The 18,976-nt window shown below is 45.7% G+C and carries 16 protein-coding genes and 1 tRNA gene; 5 read left to right on the top strand and 12 right to left on the bottom strand.

All coding sequences use genetic code 11. The features are described from left to right. Positions 1 to 11: 11 nt before the first annotated feature. The 11 genes from IPG31_11280 to IPG31_11230 all read right to left on the bottom strand — a co-directional run bounded on the left by IPG31_11280 (position 12) and on the right by IPG31_11230 (position 12,230). The gene (locus tag IPG31_11280; protein MBK6618907.1) at positions 12 to 890 is read right to left on the bottom strand and encodes a TatD family hydrolase; all 879 of its coding nucleotides are present in this window, start codon (positions 888 to 890) and stop codon (positions 12 to 14) included. 111 nt (positions 891 to 1,001) lie between these two features. Continuing rightward, positions 1,002 to 1,712, bottom strand: coding sequence for an EboA domain-containing protein (locus IPG31_11275; protein MBK6618906.1), 711 nt, complete (start codon positions 1,710 to 1,712; stop codon positions 1,002 to 1,004). 3 nt (positions 1,713 to 1,715) lie between these two features. After that, positions 1,716 to 2,579, bottom strand: a complete 864-nt coding sequence (locus IPG31_11270) for a UbiA family prenyltransferase (GenBank protein MBK6618905.1) — start codon at positions 2,577 to 2,579, stop codon at positions 1,716 to 1,718. Further along, a complete protein-coding gene (gene eboE / locus IPG31_11265; GenBank protein MBK6618904.1) occupies positions 2,576 to 3,781 on the bottom strand; it encodes a metabolite traffic protein EboE in 1,206 nt (401 codons plus the stop codon). The genes IPG31_11270 and eboE overlap by 4 nt, the downstream gene beginning before the upstream one ends. A 1-nt stretch (position 3,782) precedes the next feature. After that, entirely contained in the window at positions 3,783 to 5,009 is a 1,227-nt protein-coding gene (locus tag IPG31_11260) for a 3-dehydroquinate synthase (GenBank protein ID MBK6618903.1), read from the bottom strand. 36 nt (positions 5,010 to 5,045) lie between these two features. Then, complete coding sequence (locus IPG31_11255; GenBank protein ID MBK6618902.1) at positions 5,046 to 7,190, bottom strand: PQQ-dependent sugar dehydrogenase; 2,145 nt, start codon at positions 7,188 to 7,190, stop codon at positions 5,046 to 5,048. 372 nt (positions 7,191 to 7,562) lie between these two features. Next, on the bottom strand, positions 7,563 to 8,783 hold the full coding sequence (locus tag IPG31_11250; GenBank protein ID MBK6618901.1) for a class II fructose-bisphosphate aldolase: 1,221 nt from the start codon (positions 8,781 to 8,783) through the stop codon (positions 7,563 to 7,565). 38 nt (positions 8,784 to 8,821) lie between these two features. Next, positions 8,822 to 9,166 carry a hypothetical protein gene (locus tag IPG31_11245; GenBank protein MBK6618900.1) on the bottom strand — a complete coding sequence of 115 codons (345 nt, stop codon included), beginning with the start codon at positions 9,164 to 9,166 and terminating at the stop codon, positions 8,822 to 8,824. A 26-nt stretch (positions 9,167 to 9,192) separates the two neighbouring features. Then, positions 9,193 to 10,134, bottom strand: coding sequence for a CbbX protein (gene cbbX, locus IPG31_11240; protein ID MBK6618899.1), 942 nt, complete (start codon positions 10,132 to 10,134; stop codon positions 9,193 to 9,195). A 162-nt stretch (positions 10,135 to 10,296) separates the two neighbouring features. Further along, the gene (locus IPG31_11235; GenBank protein MBK6618898.1) at positions 10,297 to 10,731 is read right to left on the bottom strand and encodes a ribulose bisphosphate carboxylase small subunit; all 435 of its coding nucleotides are present in this window, start codon (positions 10,729 to 10,731) and stop codon (positions 10,297 to 10,299) included. 20 nt (positions 10,732 to 10,751) lie between these two features. Next, entirely contained in the window at positions 10,752 to 12,230 is a 1,479-nt protein-coding gene (locus IPG31_11230; protein ID MBK6618897.1) for a ribulose-bisphosphate carboxylase large subunit, read from the bottom strand. A 175-nt stretch (positions 12,231 to 12,405) separates the two neighbouring features. On the opposite strand from IPG31_11230, the gene IPG31_11225 reads away from it, so the two are divergent. The 3 genes from IPG31_11225 (at position 12,406) to IPG31_11215 (ending at position 15,265) form a co-directional block, all read left to right on the top strand. Then, positions 12,406 to 13,365 carry a LysR family transcriptional regulator gene (locus IPG31_11225; GenBank protein MBK6618896.1) on the top strand — a complete coding sequence of 320 codons (960 nt, stop codon included), beginning with the start codon at positions 12,406 to 12,408 and terminating at the stop codon, positions 13,363 to 13,365. Between the two features lie 266 nt (positions 13,366 to 13,631). Further along, positions 13,632 to 14,957 (top strand): aminopeptidase P N-terminal domain-containing protein, encoded by a 1,326-nt coding sequence (locus tag IPG31_11220; protein MBK6618895.1) that lies wholly within the window; start codon positions 13,632 to 13,634, stop codon positions 14,955 to 14,957. Then, positions 14,933 to 15,265: a hypothetical protein gene (locus tag IPG31_11215; GenBank protein ID MBK6618894.1), complete on the top strand. Its 333-nt coding sequence runs from the start codon at positions 14,933 to 14,935 to the stop codon at positions 15,263 to 15,265. Before IPG31_11220 ends, IPG31_11215 begins: the two co-directional genes overlap by 25 nt. Positions 15,266 to 15,581: 316 nt before the next feature. Here IPG31_11215 and IPG31_11210 read toward each other — a convergent pair. Next, positions 15,582 to 15,666 (bottom strand) — tRNA-Leu (locus IPG31_11210). 90 nt (positions 15,667 to 15,756) lie between these two features. On the opposite strand from IPG31_11210, the gene rnr reads away from it, so the two are divergent. Together rnr and rlmB are read left to right on the top strand one after the other, a co-directional pair. Beyond that, complete coding sequence (gene rnr / locus IPG31_11205; GenBank protein MBK6618893.1) at positions 15,757 to 17,949, top strand: ribonuclease R; 2,193 nt, start codon at positions 15,757 to 15,759, stop codon at positions 17,947 to 17,949. Between the two features lie 34 nt (positions 17,950 to 17,983). Then, positions 17,984 to 18,775, top strand: a complete 792-nt coding sequence (gene rlmB, locus IPG31_11200) for a 23S rRNA (guanosine(2251)-2'-O)-methyltransferase RlmB (protein MBK6618892.1) — start codon at positions 17,984 to 17,986, stop codon at positions 18,773 to 18,775. Positions 18,776 to 18,976: the final 201 nt, after the last annotated feature.

Below are 18,976 nucleotides of genomic sequence, written 5' to 3'. Positions count from 1 at the left end.
AGAAACGCTGACTACTCAATTCTGGGTGATTGCCCTCGTAACACCGAGCTGTCCTCATACAGCTTGGTTTGATCAACAGACAGTAATGGATGAACGCGGATCTCATCCAGAAGTGGCGCCAGACGATAGGCAGTCAGCGCATTTTCAGCACACGCTAAACTTATATCCTTCGAACGAATACCTGACCTGGCCATGATTGCTGCCGTCTTCGGAACAGCCAGTGGATCCGAATATCCCCAGTCCGCAGAGGAATCAACAATTATTCTCTCCGACCCGTATTGTTGAATGATTTTGCTCATTCTTTCGCTGTCCATTTTGGTGTGCGGGTAAATTGTAAAAGCAGCCCAGTAACCTCGATCAAGAACTTCCTCGACTGTTTGTTCGTTGTTGTGATCAATAATCGTGTTGTTTGGGTCGATGCCATGTTCTTTAATAATGTCCATGGTCAGCAGTGTTCCCTTGTGCTTATCTCGATGAGGTGTATGGATCATAACCGGTAAATCAAATGCTTTTGCAAGCTCTAACTGCTTGCGAAGGTATTTTTCTTCAAGTGACGTCTGTTCATCAAAGCCAATTTCGCCAACGGCAACCACCCCCTCTTTAATCAAGAAGGCCGGTAATATTTCGAGTACCTCCTCGGCCAGACTTTCATTGTTGGCTTCTTTGCTATTAAGACCAATGGCACAGTAATGCCGGATACCGTATTGCGAAGCTCGAAATCTTTCCCAGCCCAGCAAGGAAGAAAAGTAATCTATAAAAGTACCGGCACTGGTTCTGGGTTGACCTAACCAGAAAGCAGGTTCAATGATGAGCGCAATGCCTGCCTGAGCCATTGCCACATAATCATCTGTTGTTCTTGATGTCATATGAATGTGTGGGTCTACAAAAATTCTGTTATCAGTCATCATTCCCGGTTTTCGTAAATTTATCGATTAATCGGCTGAAGTGGCTATTAATAAAATGATTCCAGTTGATCGTTAACAATCATTTTTTGAATAAGTCTATTGTTCAGGCAATAAGACATCATGATCAGTAAGCGGGTCGACGCATTGCCATAAATCCGGCGGAATATCCCGGTTTGCGCTTCTTAGCTCCCTGATGTATTCACAAATGGCTGTTGATAATGCGGCATTCTTACGACTATCAAACCCATAAATATGATCCAATGCAAAATTCCAGGTCAACGCTTTCAGAATCATGTTGTTCCATTCCCCCTCCATAAAATTCTCTGCCGGGTAAGGATTAAACAGGCAAACAGCAGCAAACAAAGATCGAGTATTGGAACGAATAGCCTCCAGGGCCTGTACCTGATGATAGCTTGACCGGGTATAGAGAAACAGGCCTTTTAGATAGGCGATTTTCTCTGATAATTCGGTTATTCTATGAATTTTGGCAAAAATATTTTCGGAATCGTGATGCCTCTGTGCTATGGATAGGTTAAATAATATTCTGACGGATTCCGTTAACAGCCATTTTTCAGGCTGCCATCCTGGATATAATTTACTGAATTTGGGCAGCAAAGTCTTTTCTGGTTCCAAAAAATAATCTTTCCCGATTTTTTTGGAAACTATTGCGATACTGTGACTCAATCCGCCGGTATCAACCTGTTTATCCGGCATGGAAAGGACTTGCTCGATCCAGTCGGCAATCTCATTGGTTGTTCTAGCGAGAATAGTCGCTTTTAATAGAGAAAATGCTTCCTGATTGTTCATTCTTCACGTTCCGGCAATGGATTTTTGAAGTTGTAGCGTGGCAAGGGTCATCAGACCAGCCAGCATCGCTGCTGATTCAAATCCGCCTGCTGCCAGTAACAATCCATCCACTAGAGAAAAGGAAGCAATAAGCAGTGATACCATCTGAATTTTTTGTTTGGATTGGCGAGAACGACAGAGAAACATCGTATATATGATCACCAGAATCAACAGTCCCAAAAATAACCAGCTGATGGGTTTTAATGTAACGGCGATTGCCACATAAAACAACGGGGCTGACAAAAAGAGCAGTGGCCATTTAGGTGTTTGATTATCAATATGTTCCTGCTTTGCTAATAATGTCAATCCAAATGTCCATGCGAAAAGGGACAAGGCACCCGCAGCCAATTGAAAATTGATGGTGTCCGAGTAGACAAGGCCAGCGGTAAGCAGCAACATTCCCCGGCACATTCCCATGATACCTGGCGCCAGGGGATTATTTTTGTGTTTCCAGTCATAAATGATGATCAATATACTCAAACACAGAGCAGCAAAAAGCCCGTTTGATTCAGGCTGCGCGGTTGAAGCAAAAAGAATGGCGGACAAACCTGATAGCATCATCAGAAAGCTCCAGGCAAAAACAGTTGGAACCGGGATTTTGCCACTTGCAGCTGGTCTGGATGGTCTGTATTTTTTGTCAAACCCGAAATCAAAAGCGTCATTCATGAACATCCCGGAAATATATAGCAGGCTTGTTCCGATAAGTAACAAAAAGAGACGATAATCCAGGATAAAGCTATTTGATAACAGTGCGCCTGTCAGACAATTTGTCCAAACAGTTGGAATATTTGATATGCGGCCAAGTTGTAAGAAAATACGAATATTCACGGTAAAAGTATGTTGTTTACCCAGGAATATTCCTTCCTAATCAGCTCCACGACATTTTCTGGCCGATATTGTTCTGGCAAAACACACCATGTATAGGTTTCAATTTCGAGATGCCGGGTTAGCCTGGTCCGGACATGCCCGGCAAGTGCTGCTTCGGTGAATGATTGTGTCGTATCAAAAATGGATAGCATATTCAGGAATACAGGAATATGAAAGTGGACTCTCCATTCAATATCACCATGAATGGGGTTTGAATAAAACCGGGAGATTGCCTGAGGGATATCGGCATACCGATGCAATCCCTGCTCTGTTTTTTCCACAACCTGATGGAGATATATCTCATCCGCAAAAGCGGAAAGCTGCTCGATTTTTTGATTGTTTACCGAAGGAATTCTCAGGCAATTGGTTATCTGTATCTTGGCTATATTGATATTTGCCGATTGGATCTGCTCAATGACATCATGCGGATCTTCAAATTCCACGGCAGCATGGCATAAATCCAGGCAAATGCCTATATGCTTTCGAATTTCTAATCGCGCTTGTTGGGCGCTGAGATTAAAGGCGTTTCCGATTTTTTCAGATGCAGAGGCGGACAGCAAATAGTCATTAAAAAAACGAACCGTTTCCCTGATTGTTTCCAGATAGCAGCATGGTTCTGGTTCCAGTCCGAGAATAATGCGCTTGCCGGATTTGTTTTCTAACTCAATTAGTTGGCATGCAACCAGTAGAAGGTTTTCAGCAGCTTGCGCGGCATTCTCCGATTCAGAAAAAGACGCCTTAAAACCAAGCGGAACAGTAGAAATGCTTCCATACCCGGCATATCCTTCAGGAAGGAGCGTAACAAGCAATTCAGCCAGATTCAGCGTGTAGTCTACGCGCTCGCGGCTTCTCCAATCTGGCAGATAAACATTTTGCTTGACGCTTTCCCCATGGAAATTGCCATAAGGGAAGCCATTGATGGTAAATACATAGCAATTGTTTAGTGTGAGCCATAATTTGAATTCTTCCAGCGTGCCTGCTACCGAGAGTTCCGCCGCCGCAGAGGCCGATAATCGCAGTCCGATCCCGAAGGGGGCGCGACCTGCAACACTTGCCTTAACTTTCAGCGTATATGAATTCAGGCTTTGCTGAACCTCATGCCAACTTTCTCCGGGATGAATGTTGGTGCAATAGGTTAATTCCGTACCGTCAGGTAGTCGCAAATCACTTTTCCATTAAAGACAGGGATAGAATGGCTTTTTCCATTGTTTGCCTGCAGATAAAATTGACTTCCAGGCCAGATCCGATCATGTTTGGCATGGTTACGGACAAATCTCCCCCGAGATGCTCGCGGAATTCATCGATTCCATCCAGTAACTCCAATTTGCCGTGTACGTTCCTTTGCTGCATCGTGTGGTGAGAAACTGCAAACCCGAACGCCCTGATTAATTTAATGATTCTGATGAAGTCGGTGTGCGTGATTCTGTGCGTGTCCAAAGCGTATCTGGCATCGATTGCCATGCCAATTGCAACAGCTTCTCCGTGCCGTAACTCATAATTGGACATGGATTCCAGCTTATGCGCCGCCCAGTGCCCAAAATCGAGCGGACGGCTTGACCCGGTTTCAAACGGATCACCGCCTTGCGTAATCTGCTGTAAATGTAGTTCCGCACAGCGCCTGATCATATATTTGATCGTGTTTATCGAAAAACTGGCAAGGGCACTGGAATTGGATTCCAACCATTCAAAGAAAACCGCATCGCGGATCAGCGCAACTTTAATCGCTTCGGCCATGCCTCCTTTTTTTTCTCTTGCTGGCAGTGTTTCCAGAAAAGCATAATCATTGATAACAGCGACTGGCACAGCAAAAGCACCGAGAAAATTTTTCTTGTCAAAACGATTTACACCTGTTTTGACCCCAATTCCAGCATCATTTTGCCCCAGCACCGTGGTAGGCATTCTTATGAGCCTTATACCTCTATGAGTGGTAGCCGCAGCATAACCAACGGCATCCAATACAGCGCCACCGCCGATAACCAGGACAAATGCATGTCGATCTACTTTTTCATGGTGAAGCTTGCAATAGACAGCTTCCAGAATTTCCGGATCTGTTTTACAGATTTCACCCCCGGGGATCAGCATGGGAGTGCCGAGTTGCTTTAATCTTGAGCGGTAACTATTAAAATAGTTATCAATCTGACTTAATAAATCCGAGTTCTTGTCTACGATGCCTTGATCTAGAAAAACACAAACCGGGCTTTTCTCGGTGGCATGAGCAGAAAATACATTAACTAACTGTAAGTTAACTGGATTAAAAATATCTTCTGTAAAATATACAGGGTAGGAAAACTCAAGTTTTATGTTATTTAGTAACTTATCAGGCGTGGAGGCGACCGTAATAGATGGATAATCGAGGTCATTAATGGTTTCCGGTTGCAGTTTAGTGAGCATTTTCGACGCTTGCAATGGCTAAAAAGTGGTAGAAATTCATTTGGATTCCATTGTGTCGATTTTCCCCAGTTTGCGCATGTATAGGGTTAGATGATCAATTTCATTAGTGCTTAAGAATTCTCCCCAAGGGGGCATCATGGGACTCATTTGCACAGCGGCACCACCTTTTTCTATGACATTGCGAATGTCGGAATCCGACCGGGTTGATTGAAATTCCCTGGTAGTGAAATCTGGCAATCCGATTCCAAGAGAATCAGAATCCGGACCATCACCACGGCCTTCACGTCCATGGCACCTGGAGCAGTTTATTCCGTATAACTCCCGCGTCTGTTTCTCGTCATATTCACCAGACTCCGCATCAATTTCTTTTAGAACGGCAGATTCCTCGTTAACAGTCAATTCGCTTTTGGGTTGCAGGGATAATATTTCACCAGTTTTACTTGAAGCAGCGCCCAACAAGGTGACCAGTATGTCTCCTGTTGTCAGCTGGACAACAGAGCTGATGCCACGTTGCGCGTACTGTCCTCCCTGTGCGATCAGTTGGGCTTCTGCAGCCGAATCTTGATCAGCACTTAATAAAAAAATTTTTGCAGAATAATTATCTGCAAAAAGATACTTCCCAAATAAATCAGGAAATTTTTTGCCTCGATATACTGTCCCGCCTATAACAGCACGGTCATAGGCGGTATGCTCATAGGTATAAAAAGGGCCTTGTTCCTCAATACCGGTTAGTTCTTCGGGTTTTTCCTTTCCGGTCGGATGTCTGCCTTCAACAAACGGAAACTGGTAATGTTTTCCTTTTTCTACGACATTAACTTCTTCCCAGACTGTTGATCCAACGTCGCCCACCCATAGTTTTCCTGTTTCTGGATCAAAAGTGAAACGAAAAGGATTCCGCAGTCCAAGCGCCCAGTATTCGTCCATTACGTTAGCGTTTCCGATAAAAGGATTATCTTTGGGTATGAGGTAATTCTGACGCAGGCCATAGTTAAATGCTCCTTCCGGCAAACCGCTGCGGGTAGTATTGTTTAAATCAACATCAATACGCAGGATGCCTGATCTCAGGACTTCGGCATAGCGGGATGCTTCTTTGGGATGCGTGCCTTCACCCAGGCCGATATATAAGTATCCATCCGGGCCAAATTCCACAGATCCGCCATTATGAAACCCATCAGGGTTTCGAGGCAGGGAAAGGATAGTAACTTCGGAGTTTAATCTTGATTCTGGATCGGGTCGGGTGACGTCAAATCGTGAGAGTCTGTTTACTTGTGTTTCCTCACGATGATTTGTGTAATAAAGGTATATATGGCCAGAATTGATGCTTTCTGCTTGACCAAATTCTGGATGAAAATCAAAACCAAGCGCACCGTTTTCAATTTCCACCTCTCCCAGAAGGCTCTCGCTGTCGAATATTAATTCGACAGCATTTGATTCGGGATAAGATAATTTCAGAAGTCGTCCATTGCGTTCAAGGACATATAGCTGACCAGGGTTTCCGGGTGGTTGCCTTACCAGCATCGGTTGTGAAAATTCGATGTTTGGATATAGCCTGACGAGACTCCAGCCGGATTCCTGGGGTGGGTTAAACCAGATTCTGATTTGTGTGATCAAGTTAGCGGTATCTCTATCTGATACAAAGGCTTTTCCTAAAAATAACGGGCACAGGAAATAAATGATTACGATTATCCCCTTGATTGAAATAAAGTGTTTTACCAGTTCGAATGGTGCGAGATATAAGCCGGAAAATGCTGTTCCACGGGTTTTGAGTAAATACCAGGCTATAAAAGCCAGCGCATAAAGAATTGTTGAGAATAAACCAATTGCTGCGATGAGCTGTGGATCGTAATTGATTGTAGTTACAAAAAATATGTATAGCGAAGCTGTTGTATAAGCGCAGAGATAAACAAGATATTCCTGAGCAAATCTTTTCGGCTGATAAAAAACGCCGCCCCCTTTTATGAGTTGATAAGGTATTAATAAGAGGCTATAAATTGATACGAATATTATTGCAATATGCAGAATACTGCTTTCGCTGACATAAACATCCGGGAGCCGGATAACCGCTTTTGGAATAATGTCGTGCGTCAGCGTGTATTTGTATGCAGAATAAACGCTTATAAAAATAACAAGAAGCTGTAACGCCACCTCCATCAATGAGGCTTTCTCTTTTTCGATATGCATAAAGATTAATAGTAATTAGATTTTTAAATCAATTCGTTGATTATATTGAAAACAGTATTATCTTTGAAAAACAGTCTGGCGAAGATTTTTTATGTTTAATGAGCGGAGGTTTTATGCATCATTTTTGAATTCCTTCTAGTTTTGTGAGAGCTTAACAAAACCTGTGCGGTTTTGGGCGTCACATTCAAAATGCACCATTCCCTTCTCAGTAGTACTGCCGGATACGGTCTGGGAACTGACCTGGCCCCGGAGAGCAGACAAGGTTGAAGTCCATTCCCGGCGACCAGTCAGGGCAAAAACCTGCTTGACTGTCCGCAGATTCGCCTGTCAACCCCCGCTGTTCGCACCTGACGCTGTGGAGTTTAGGATAGATCATGCAGTTACAGATTCCTTTAATTGGTGGTTTACACTGGATAGCGTTGCGACAAAAGTAGTGTTGATCTTTTTAGGATCAGTCGAGTGGGATATTTGATTGTAGAAAGCATTATAGTGCGGATGAGATTGGTAACTGTTGATAACATCTGCGTGTGCCAGTTGGATTCTCCAACAAAGGCGGTATTGCCCCGGTTCTGATAATGCCCAACCTGAGAAGACTTGGCGCACACCAGGAATTGTCGTTAAAGTTTTACGTGCCTGTTTAGCCAGCATATCAAATTGCTGAAGATAACGGCTCTCAACATTGCAAACGATGATTTGCTCTACAGACTGCCAGGGATGGCACTGAATCAAAACTTCTGCTGCGCGGCCCGCTGATCCCCAGAGATGCATATACAATTTGATTTGCTCTTGAAGGCTTTCTTTAACACCGTGCAATGATTCAATATAGCCCTTTTTGTTGTTTTTTTGGCTATTGGAACGAATTACCGCAGCCGCGATATCGGAAAGTTCCGTGTAACAGTTAATTTTAGCAACGCCATTTAAAATCAGCTTATGGTACTGCTCTTCAACTAATCCACTTCCGCCATGCAGCACCAATGGAATGCCGAGTCCATCGTTAATGCGTTTCAGGCGTTTGAAGTCTAATTTGCTGCTGCGACTGGGCTGGCGGCCATGGATGGTGCCAACGGAAACAGCAAGGAAATCAATTTTGGTGCGTTCAACATACACTCTAGCTTCTTCTGAAGAGGTATAGACGACTTCTCCCAGGTTATTGATCGCATTTTCTCCCTCCACACCGCCTATAAAACCGAGTATTCCTTCAACTGCTGCGCCACAGGCATGAGCTACTTCTGTAACATGGCTGGTTTGAGTGATATTGACAGGGAATGTTTCCGAAGAAACATCCAGCATGACGCTGTTGCAACCCAGATTAATCGCCTGAACGATGGAATCATGTTTCTTTGCATGATCAAAGTGAATAGCAACCGGCACTTCGGCGTGATGCGCAGCTCGTTCGACAGTCGGCATGATCAGGCTAAAATCATGTTGATGGAAGAGCGGTTCAGAAAGATTGAGAATAACAGGTGAACGGCAGGACTCGGCCGTGGTGACAATAGCTTCCAGGAAATCCAGGCTTACCAGTCCAAAACCACCAATTGCATAGTTATTTTGATAAGCATGATTCAACATATCGCGCATATCTACAAGTGGCATTTTTATCCTCTAAAATTTAGGGGTGTAAAAAAATCAGTTCAATGCATAATTTTTTCAAGTACCTGATCCAAATCATCCAGAGCCGATCCCATAATAAGACCTGCGTAGCTATGGTATAGCCACAATTCGCAAGAAACGGGCAGGTGTAAGCTATGTCGCCCGCGAATCTGGAACTCGCGCCATGCCAATATGGGCTGATCCTCCGTGTTGCTGTCAACACAGAGCCACATGGTGCTATCTAGAATGACTTCTAATCCGCGATGCTGCTGTAATGTAACTCGCAGTGGATAGCCTAAGCGCAGCAGCGCAAGCCGCCCGCGGTTATAACAAGTCGCTTCGATCGTTTTAGGGAAAATTCGCCAGGGAAGAGTCAGCGTTTCCATCGCCAATAAAAATATGTCTTAAATTTTTATTTTTTGACTTTTAAATTGGGCTCATTATCCGATGCGCTTTCAAGGAAAACACGACTTGCTAGAATATCTTCCGCTTCTAATGTGGTGAGATCGGTTTTGGATAATGATTTCTTTGTTCCGGAGAATAATCGATTTGCCTGCCGTAGCCGAGCACGATCAAGTGCGTTACGAACTGAGCGCGCATTAGCAAAATGTTCCGACTTCATGCGCAGACGAATATATTTCCCAAATGCCTCTTCTCCATCTGTGCTGAAACAGTAATTCTGACTTTCCAGCATTAATTTGGCGATTGCAACTAATTCATCAGGACCATAATCCGGGAAGTCGATATGGTGCGCTATGCGCGAGCGCATGCCGGGATTGCTATGGAAGAATTTATCCATGCGATCTTTATAGCCTGCCAGAATAACAACCAGGTCTTCGCGGTTATTTTCCATCGTTTGCAGCAAAATTTCTATCGATTCTGCGCCATAATCACGTTCGTTCTCTGGTTTATAAAGGTAATAGGCCTCGTCGATGAAAAGAACTCCTCCCATTGCTTTTTTAATGACTTCTTTTGTTTTTGGTGCGGTATGTCCAATATATTGACCGACCAAGTCATCTCGGGTTACCGAAACCAGATGTCCTTCACGTACATAGCCCAGGCGGTGTAAGATTTCTGCCATACGCAGGGCTACTGTCGTTTTTCCCGTGCCAGGATTTCCAGTAAAACACATATGTAAACTGGGTGCGCCCGCAGATAATCCTAATTGTTTGCGAACGCGATCGACCAGCAACAAAGCTGCGGTTTCACGAATGCGAGTTTTCACAGGGATTAAACCAATCAACTCCCGATCTAGTTTATCCAGCACTTCCTGGATATTAGATTCTTGGAACTCTGCATCCAAATCAATTGATGTATCTTGAGTTGATGTTAAGTTTTTAGCTTGCTTAGACATGTTTGATCATCTCTATAGGATAGATACATGCTGGAAGCATGTATCTATTGTATTAATTTAATAATTAGAACCCTTTGTTAAATGCAAAGAAACTTATTAAGCGGCTGCGTTTGTGTTGTGAACAATCTCTCTCTTCTTGGGGAAGAGAGAGATTGCTTGTTGCTAGTAGCGTTCAGATTCTGGTTTGTCGGTTGCATAGGAGTGAATGGTGTAACTAATACTCCGCCCCGCACCTTCTTGACGTACTAAACCAAAACCTGGTTCTTTCTCCGGCCGGTTGACAATATATGACATGGTTGGACTCTCCACGCCGCGTGTCGAGTTAAACGCAGTCACACGGATATAGTGATTTGGAAAAGTTTTACGGCAGTTATTAATTTCCAGCAAAATTCCTGCCGGATCCTTCAAGTCAAACATTGGGTTGCCAAACATTTCCCAATACGTGTTACGTGGATGAGGATCATCCGTGTATTCAATTCCGATTGCCCAGCCATTTTTTAACGCATATTTGAGTTGCGTTGAAATTTGCTTGTCGGTCAATGGGGGCAGGAAAGAAAATTGCCCCTGTGTGAGTACATTACCTGGATTGGTCATCATTATTGTTTCTCCTAAAATGACTAAACGTTCGCAGTTGTGGAGGGCACAAAGTCAGCGGTATCCGTAGAATCATAGTTAAAGGTAATATCTTTCCACGTATCCAGCGCTTGTTTGAGCGGCGTGCACCATTTAGCAGCATCGGCAAGAATTTGTGGGCCTTCTTTGACGTAATCCCGGCCTTCATTACGCGCCATAACCATCGCTTCGAGTGCGACACGGTTTGCCGTTGCGCCTGCCTGAATGCCTTGAGGATGCCCAATGGTTCCGCCACCGAACTGCAATATCACATCTTCGCCGAGATAATCGAGCAACTGATGCATCTGGCCTGCATGAATACCGCCTGAAGCGACAGGCATTACTTTATTAAGTGACGCCCAGTCTTGATCAAAGAACAGTCCGTGCTCTAGATTCTTCTCGGTATGTGTATCGCGCAAGGTGTCGTAAAAGCCCTTGATCATCAGTGGATCGCCTTCGAGTTTGCCCACAACGGTGCCTGCATGAATATGATCGACACCCGCCATGCGCATCCACTTACAGATCACACGGAAATTCATGCCATGATTTTTTTGGCGTGAATAGGTCGAATTGCCCGCACGATGCAGATGCAATATCATGTCGTTCCTACGCGCCCACTTTGCCATCGACTGAATCGCGGTGTAGCCGATCACCAGATCAATCATGACAATGACTGAACCCAGAGATTTTGCAAATTCCGCTCTTTCATACATGTCTTCCATCGTGCCGGCCGTCACATTCAAATAGTGCCCCTTGACTTCACCGGTTGCCGCAGATGCCTTATTCACCGCTTCCATGCAATACAGGAAACGATCACGCCAGTGCATAAAAGGTTGTGAGTTAATATTCTCATCGTCTTTCATGAAATCCAGGCCACCTTTCAGGCCTTCGTATACAACGCGACCGTAGTTACGTCCAGAAAGTCCCAGTTTTGGTTTGGTCGTGGCGCCAAGCAGTGGGCGACCAAATTTGTCTAAACGTTCACGCTCTACCACGATGCCGGTTGCAGGACCTTGGAAGGTCTTGAGGTAAGCAACGGGAATGCGCATGTCTTCCAGACGCAAAGCCTTGACTGCTTTGAAACCAAATACATTACCGATAATAGAAGCGGTTAAGTTTGCAATCGAGCCTTCTTCAAATAGATCAATATCGTAGGCGATATATGCAAAGTATTGCGCTTCGTTTTGAGTGCCTGGACCTGTATTGGGAACAAGCTCAGACTTGTATGCTTTGGCACGGTAGAGTTCACACGCAGTTAGCCGATCAGTCCATACCACGGTCCATGTCGCTGTAGAAGACTCACCTGCAACCGCTGCCGCTGCTTCTTCATGATCTACCCCGGGTTGAGGTGTGATGCGAAACAGCGCGATGACATCCGTGTCTTTGGGCACATAGCCAGGTTCCCAGTAACCCATTTTTTTGTACGGAATGACGCCGGATTTGTAACGTTCTTTACCTTCTTTCATGGTTTCTGAAGCCATAATTTTCTCCAAGTTATTGAAAAACCCACGCTATAAACTTTAATTAGGATGTAGACGTCAGCGGGTAAAAATATAGTAGAATTTTTAAACCATAAATAACAATCAAATATTTCTATTGTTAAGATAGATTTATATCTATGATATATTTCTTATTGGTAGATAATAAAAGGAGAGACTCATGCGTCACAGCACGTTGCGGCAACTTGAAGTTTTTGAAGCGATTGCTCGCTTGAAAAACTTTACTCGTGCAGCCGAAGAGTTATTCTTGACGCAGCCGACGGTATCGATGCAAATCAAGAAACTGACGGATGAGATTGGACTGCCTTTGTTTGAGCAAATCGGTAAAAAAATCTATCTGACCGATGCAGGAAAGGAGCTGTATCAAACCTGTCTGGGTATTTTTGAACATTTTTCCCGTTTTGAAATGATCGTATCGGATATGAAAGGTCTGAAATCAGGGAAATTGCGGCTTGTAGTGGTTACTACCGCGAAATATTTTACGCCACGTTTATTGGGCATGTTTTGCCAGGAGTACCCTGGCATAGATGTCGCACTGATAGTGACGAATCGCGAGCGTGTTCTGGAAAGATTAAGCAGTAATCAAGACGATCTATATATTCTGGGGCAAGTTCCGGATGCTGTTGATGCCGTAGCGGAAGTGTTTTTGGACAACCCGCTGGTTGTTCTGGCATCCGCTGATCATCCATTGTCTCGCGAAAAAAAGATCAGCATTGAGCGCATCTGCAATGAACCCTTTATCATGCGTGAACCGGGCTCTGGAACGAGAATGGCGGCAGAACGCTTTTTTTTAGAACATGGGCATAAATTGAAAGTCCGCATGGAATTAGGCAGCAATGAGGCGATTAAGCAGGCTATTGTCGGTAGATTGGGTATCGCTGTATTGTCTCGGCATACTCTGGCACTTGATGCGCCGATGGGGCAGCTTGCGATACTGGATGTTGAAGGATTTCCAATTGAACGACATTGGTACTTTGCGTACCCATCCGGCAAGCAATTGTCGATTGTAGCGCAGACGTTCCTGGAGTATTTGCGGCAGGCATCCGGTTACCTGGATGATTTATCATGCCGCCATGCAATTTCCGGACATTGTCCGTTATTAAAAAACAACCCGCATTAAATTTACTGAGTACATTTAACTCCTACCCTTTACTTTTTCAGGGATGTGTCTCCCCACCTTAAGTCCACGGCCAGTCATTGCTGTTAACTTTTCGATCTAATCCTCCGAACCCAATAGCCGGGTATTACAATATGATATGGCGTATTTAGTAAGCCGCCACCGCAATTACCGTTTTCTCATTATTTATTTTGGCAAACAACACGTCGAAGGTTTGCCTGCTATCATGACAAAATCGATTTTTTGATTTGTTTCTGAAGAGCCGCAATATGCAAATAGAAGTATGCGCTGACCGCCGCCGTCGGTTATTGCTGGAAATGGGGCAGGGTGTTGCTATTATTGCCACTGCACCGGAAAAAATTCGTAACCGGGATGCAGGCTATCCTTATCGCTTTGATAGCTATTTTTATTATCTGACGGCATTTCGTGAACCTGAGGCTGTGCTGGTGCTGATCAATGACGGCGCTGATACGACTACACGCCAGATTCTCTTTTGCCGGGATAAAGATGCGGAGCACGAACTGTGGGAAGGTGCCCGATGTGGTTTGGCAGTTGCTCGCGAGCAATATCAGTTTGATGAATCGTATGCTATCCATCGCCTTGATGAATTGATGCCGGATTTGCTGGCCAATCAGCCGGTAGTATTTTATGCATTTGGTCATGAAACCGCGTGGGATCAACGTGTGGCTGGCTGGATCAATCAGGTGCGTGCGCAAGCAAGAAAAGGCATTGCTGCTCCGTCCGCAGTTCGCGACATACGTGCTTTATTGGATGAAATGCGTCTGATCAAGGATGAAAGCGAGCTGATATTGATGCGTGCAGCAGCAAAGATTTCCACGGACGCACACAAACGGGCCATGCAAGCGACAATGCCCGGTAAATATGAATATGAGATTGAAGCAGAACTACTGTACGATTTTCGTCGACAAGGTGCGCAATCGGTTGCTTACTCGTCCATTGTAGCCGGGGGGGCTAACGCTTGCGTGTTGCACTATATTGATAACAGCGCTTGCCTGCAATCAGGGGATTTACTGCTGATCGATGCCGGTTGCGAACTGGATGGTTATGCGGCCGACATCACTCGTACATTTCCGGTTAATGGTAAATTTACGGCTGTACAGCGCGATGTTTACGGACTGGTACTGGCCGCCCAGGCTGCGGCGATTGATCAGGTCAAACCTGGTCAAGACTGGGATGCGCCGCACCAGGCTGCCTTGCGCGTGTTATGTCAAGGCTTTATTGATCTGGGGTTATGCCAGGGCAGCGTGGATAGCGCGATTGAAACGGAAGACTACAAACGCTTCTATATGCACCGAACCGGGCATTGGCTGGGATTGGATGTGCATGACGCCGGTGAATACAAGCAGGCTGGTCGGTGGCGGGCGCTGCTTCCTGGCATGACTCTGACGGTTGAGCCAGGCTGTTATATCCGTCCGGAGAAAGATATACCCGAACATTTCTGGCATATCGGGATCAGAATTGAAGATGACGTAGCCGTTACTGTCGGCGGCTGCGAAATTCTTACCCAGGCGGCACCGAAAAGTGTGGCCGCAATAGAGGAGCTCATGCGATGCGAGACGATTACCGAAAAATAATTATCAGGCGAGTCATTAACGATCAACAACATGGTGTAAATGGAGATGATCCATTTAAAACCCCTGCGGTCAATCGCTGGGTGTTTTATTTGACGCTGATTCCGGTTGTGATTGTGGTCATGGTGCTGGGCGCATTCTTTTTCTCGGTAGTCCTGGCGTTGTTCGCGGCTGTCGCAACCGCTATCGGCGCAAGAATATGGTGGCTACGGCGTAAATTACGCCGCACGATGCGTGAAACTGCGAAAACTACTCATGGCGAAACCATCGAGGATGCGCAGATTATCGATGAGGTCAAACGAAACGATTAGAGCCGTTATCGGGATTGATCGCCTCGTCAGACCAGATTAACCTGGCGGAACCGGGTATTGCTTCCAGAAGTCTGCCGGACCCAGGCAATCGTAGCGAGTCAAGTGAGAAAGTGAAGATATGGATTGCTGACGGAGAAGGCGCTCATGGGAATAAATTGGGGCAGCAACAGCCCGAATAACGGCGAGATAGGCTCTTAAAAACAACAGGGTGTAAAAACAACACAATGACGTATAATCAGGACAAGGTGTGCGCAATATCAGACTGAGTCTGCGAAAGATTAAGTTGATACGTGCGATGTGTAGCTTGACAGTTTTTTGGTGCCCAGAAGAGGACTCGAACCTCCACACCCGAAGGCACATGGACCTGAACCATGCGCGTCTACCAATTCCGCCATCTGGGCAATTTTGTGATTATCATTTGATTCAATTTTTAGGCTGAATTAATGAAGTAATCGCAGGAAAGCCCGTCGATTTTATAGGAAACCTTTAATTTGTCAATCAAACGTAAAACGCAAGCAAGCAAAACGCTGCGTGAGCTTGATCCTTTTCTGATTCGAGAAAGGGAGCGTTATGGCCAGGCCATTCCAAGCCGGGAGTTTATCCTGCAGGTTCTCGAGCAGCAGGGTGTGCCGGTAGATGAGAATAGCCTGCTGAAATTATTGGATATTACCGTAGACGAATCTGATTTTTTTCGACGTCGACTATCCGCAATGATGCGGGAAGGTCAGGTTATTCGTAACCGCAAAGGCGATATTTGCGTCACTGAGAAGCTGGAGCTGATTAAAGGTACCGTACAAGGTCATAGTGACGGGTTTGGTTTTTTAATTCCTGATGATGGTGAAAGTGATCTATTTTTGAGTCCCAGGGAAATGCAAAAAGTTATGCACGGTGATCGCGTGATCGTGCGAGTGATCGGGATTGATCGCCGGGGACGCAGAGAATGCAAGATTGTTGAAGTGCTGGAACATGTCAATAACCGTCTGGTAGGGCGTCTCTACGCAGAACATGGCATCTTTTTTGTTGCGGCTGAAGACAAGCGTATCAGGCAGGAAATCCTGATCCCCAGAGAAGGGTTATTGAAAGCGCTTACCGGACAGATCGTTATGGTCGAAATTGTTCAACAGCCCGATCAGCGGGCCAGACCAGTGGGTCGCATCGTTGAAATTTTGGGCAATTATGCCGCGCCTGGCATGGAAATTGAAATTGCGTTACGTAAATTTGATTTGCCCAATATGTTCACGCCAGAAGCTGAAAAAACTGCCAGCAAACTACCGAGCAAGGTCCTGAAAAAAGATCTGGTCAAGCGTACAGATATTCGCCATTTGCCTTTGGTTACCATCGATGGTGAAACAGCCAAAGATTTTGATGACGCAGTTTTTTGCCAACCGGAAGACAAAAATTTCCGACTGTTTGTGGCCATTGCCGATGTCAGTCACTATGTTCTCGATCAGAGTGCGCTGGACAGAGACGCTTTCGATCGGGGCAATTCTGTGTACTTTCCCAGAAGGGTGATTCCTATGTTGCCGGAAAAACTCTCAAATGGGTTATGTTCGTTGATTCCTCAAGAAGATCGCTTGTGCATGGCATGTGAAATGCTTTGGACTCCCAAGGGAGAGCTGGTCGAATACCGCTTCTATCCGGCTGTCATGCACTCCCATGCTCGGTTGACCTATACCCTTGTTGCGGAGATGCTCAAAAAACCGAAAGGAGCCGCTGCCAGGAAATTTGCTGATTTACTGTCACCCATTCAGTCGCTCTACAAGCTATACAAAATATTGCTTAAATCCCGAAAAATACGTGGTGCCATTGATTTTGAGACGGTTGAAACCGAAATGGCTTTTAATGATCTGGGGAAAATTGAGCAGATTCGTCCAGTGATTCGTAATGAGGCGCATCGTTTGATAGAAGAATGCATGCTGGCAGCTAACGTATGCGCATCCGATTTTCTGCAGAAGCATGGACAACCGGTGTTGTATCGTATTCACGAAGGCCCTGCAGCTGAAAAATTGGTTGCATTACGTGATTTTCTCAAGGAATTTGGCCTGCAGTTAAGCGGAAAGGATGAGCCTCACGCCAAGGATTATGCAAAGACACTTTCCCAGATCAAAAATAGACCCGATGAACAGCTGCTGCAGACCGTTATGCTGAAATCATTGCGACAAGCCGTGTATAGCCCCGATAACATTGGCCACTTTGGTCTGGCGTATGAATCCTATACTCACTTCACCTCCCCCATTCGCCGTTATCCGGATTTGCTGGTACACCGAGCAATTAAGGCGGTTCTGGCTGGCAAAATGTATGCACCCGGTGACTGGTATGAATTAGGCAAGCACTGTTCTAAAACCGAGCGTCGCGCCGATGAGGCGACCCGTGAGGTAGAGTCCTGGCTGAAATGTTTTTATATGCAGGATAAAATTGGGAGTAGCTTTGATGGCGTGATCAGTGGCGTAACGGGTTTTGGCCTTTTTGTGGCACTGGATGATATCTATGTGGAAGGGTTGGTACATATCTCTGAGTTACCCAGAGATTATTTTCACCATGATGCGGTCAAGCATTTGTTACGTGGCGAGCGAACCGGCAAATGTTACCGATTGGGCGACAGACTGTGCGTCAAACTGGTTCGGGTCGATCTGGAAACGCGCAAGATAGATTTTATCCTCGACGGCAAAAGCAAACTCCATTAACCCGATTCAGCATCGCAGCCTGACTGGATAAAAAATGACGCACTCATACTCTATATTTAGCTTCCACGCCATTGCCAGCCGTTTGCGGCAACACCCTGACAGTATCCAAGAAATTTATCTGGATGAGAATCGCCAGGATCAACGTGCGCGCGACCTGGTTAAGCGTGCAAAAGAAACTTCGGTTCGACTGATCCTCTGTCATCAGGACAGACTGAATCGCATAGCTGGGACAGTTCACCACCAAGGTGTGGTTGCCAATGTGCGCCATCTCAAAAAATACGCCAGTATCGAGGACATGCTGGATAGCCTGGCGGAGCCGGCGCTACTCCTTGTGCTGGATGGCGTAAAGGATCCACATAATCTGGGAGCTTGTTTGCGGGTTGCTGATGCATTTGGTGTGCATGCTGTCATCACACCCAAGGATCGCGCAGTGGGCTTGACTGCTACTGTGCATAAGGTGGCAAGTGGCGCGGCCGACAACGTGCCACTTTTCCCCGTAACTAATCTTGCCAGAACCCTGGATGAGCTCAAGGAAGGTGGCATTTGGGTAATGGGCGCGGCAGCCGATGCGGGCAATCGGCTGGATTCGGTTACGTTAAAAGGCCCCATGGCCTGGGTGCTGGGCGCCGAAGGGGAAGGAATGCGCCGCTTGACCAGAGAGCGCTGCGATCAATTGGTGCAGATTCCCATGGTGGGCGGCGTCGAGAGCCTGAATGTATCAGTAAGTGCAGGGATTTGTTTATTCGAGACGTTCCGGCAGCATGCGTATGCGCTCAAGCTACCGGGTGAAGATATTGCATCAAGCCAGGAGGCTGTCCGAGAATAGCGATCGTAGCGAGAGCGAGGCTGGTTGAGCGGGATTTTTCGATCATTTGAGGCGAATAGTCGTTCTATTCAACGAAAAGGATCGGAAAATTCAGCCAGCCAGAATCGTCCGCAGTAGATCAGTCTATTCTCGTTATCCGTAGGCCTTTATCTCATAAAAAAAAGGTGACCGGATAACATCTACAGCCACCTTTACAGGAGG

It is taken from the genome of Nitrosomonas sp., assembly GCA_016703745.1.
GTDB lineage: Bacteria > Pseudomonadota > Gammaproteobacteria > Burkholderiales > Nitrosomonadaceae > Nitrosomonas.
The sequence above is the reverse complement of the archived record's forward strand: the minus strand, read 5'-3'. Positions and strand labels throughout refer to the sequence as shown.

Coding starts and splice junctions, on each gene's coding strand:
- IPG31_11275 (MBK6618906.1), bottom strand. CDS start 1,712: ATGAACAATCAGGAAGCATTTTCTCTATTAAAAGCGACTATTCTCGCT.
- IPG31_11260 (MBK6618903.1), bottom strand. CDS start 5,009: ATGCTCACTAAACTGCAACCGGAAACCATTAATGACCTCGATTATCCA.
- IPG31_11255 (MBK6618902.1), bottom strand. CDS start 7,190: ATGCATATCGAAAAAGAGAAAGCCTCATTGATGGAGGTGGCGTTACAG.
- IPG31_11250 (MBK6618901.1), bottom strand. CDS start 8,783: ATGCCACTTGTAGATATGCGCGATATGTTGAATCATGCTTATCAAAAT.
- IPG31_11245 (MBK6618900.1), bottom strand. CDS start 9,166: ATGGAAACGCTGACTCTTCCCTGGCGAATTTTCCCTAAAACGATCGAA.
- cbbX (MBK6618899.1), bottom strand. CDS start 10,134: ATGTCTAAGCAAGCTAAAAACTTAACATCAACTCAAGATACATCAATT.
- IPG31_11235 (MBK6618898.1), bottom strand. CDS start 10,731: ATGATGACCAATCCAGGTAATGTACTCACACAGGGGCAATTTTCTTTC.
- IPG31_11225 (MBK6618896.1), top strand. CDS start 12,406: ATGCGTCACAGCACGTTGCGGCAACTTGAAGTTTTTGAAGCGATTGCT.
- IPG31_11220 (MBK6618895.1), top strand. CDS start 13,632: ATGCAAATAGAAGTATGCGCTGACCGCCGCCGTCGGTTATTGCTGGAA.
- IPG31_11215 (MBK6618894.1), top strand. CDS start 14,933: ATGCGAGACGATTACCGAAAAATAATTATCAGGCGAGTCATTAACGAT.
- rlmB (MBK6618892.1), top strand. CDS start 17,984: ATGACGCACTCATACTCTATATTTAGCTTCCACGCCATTGCCAGCCGT.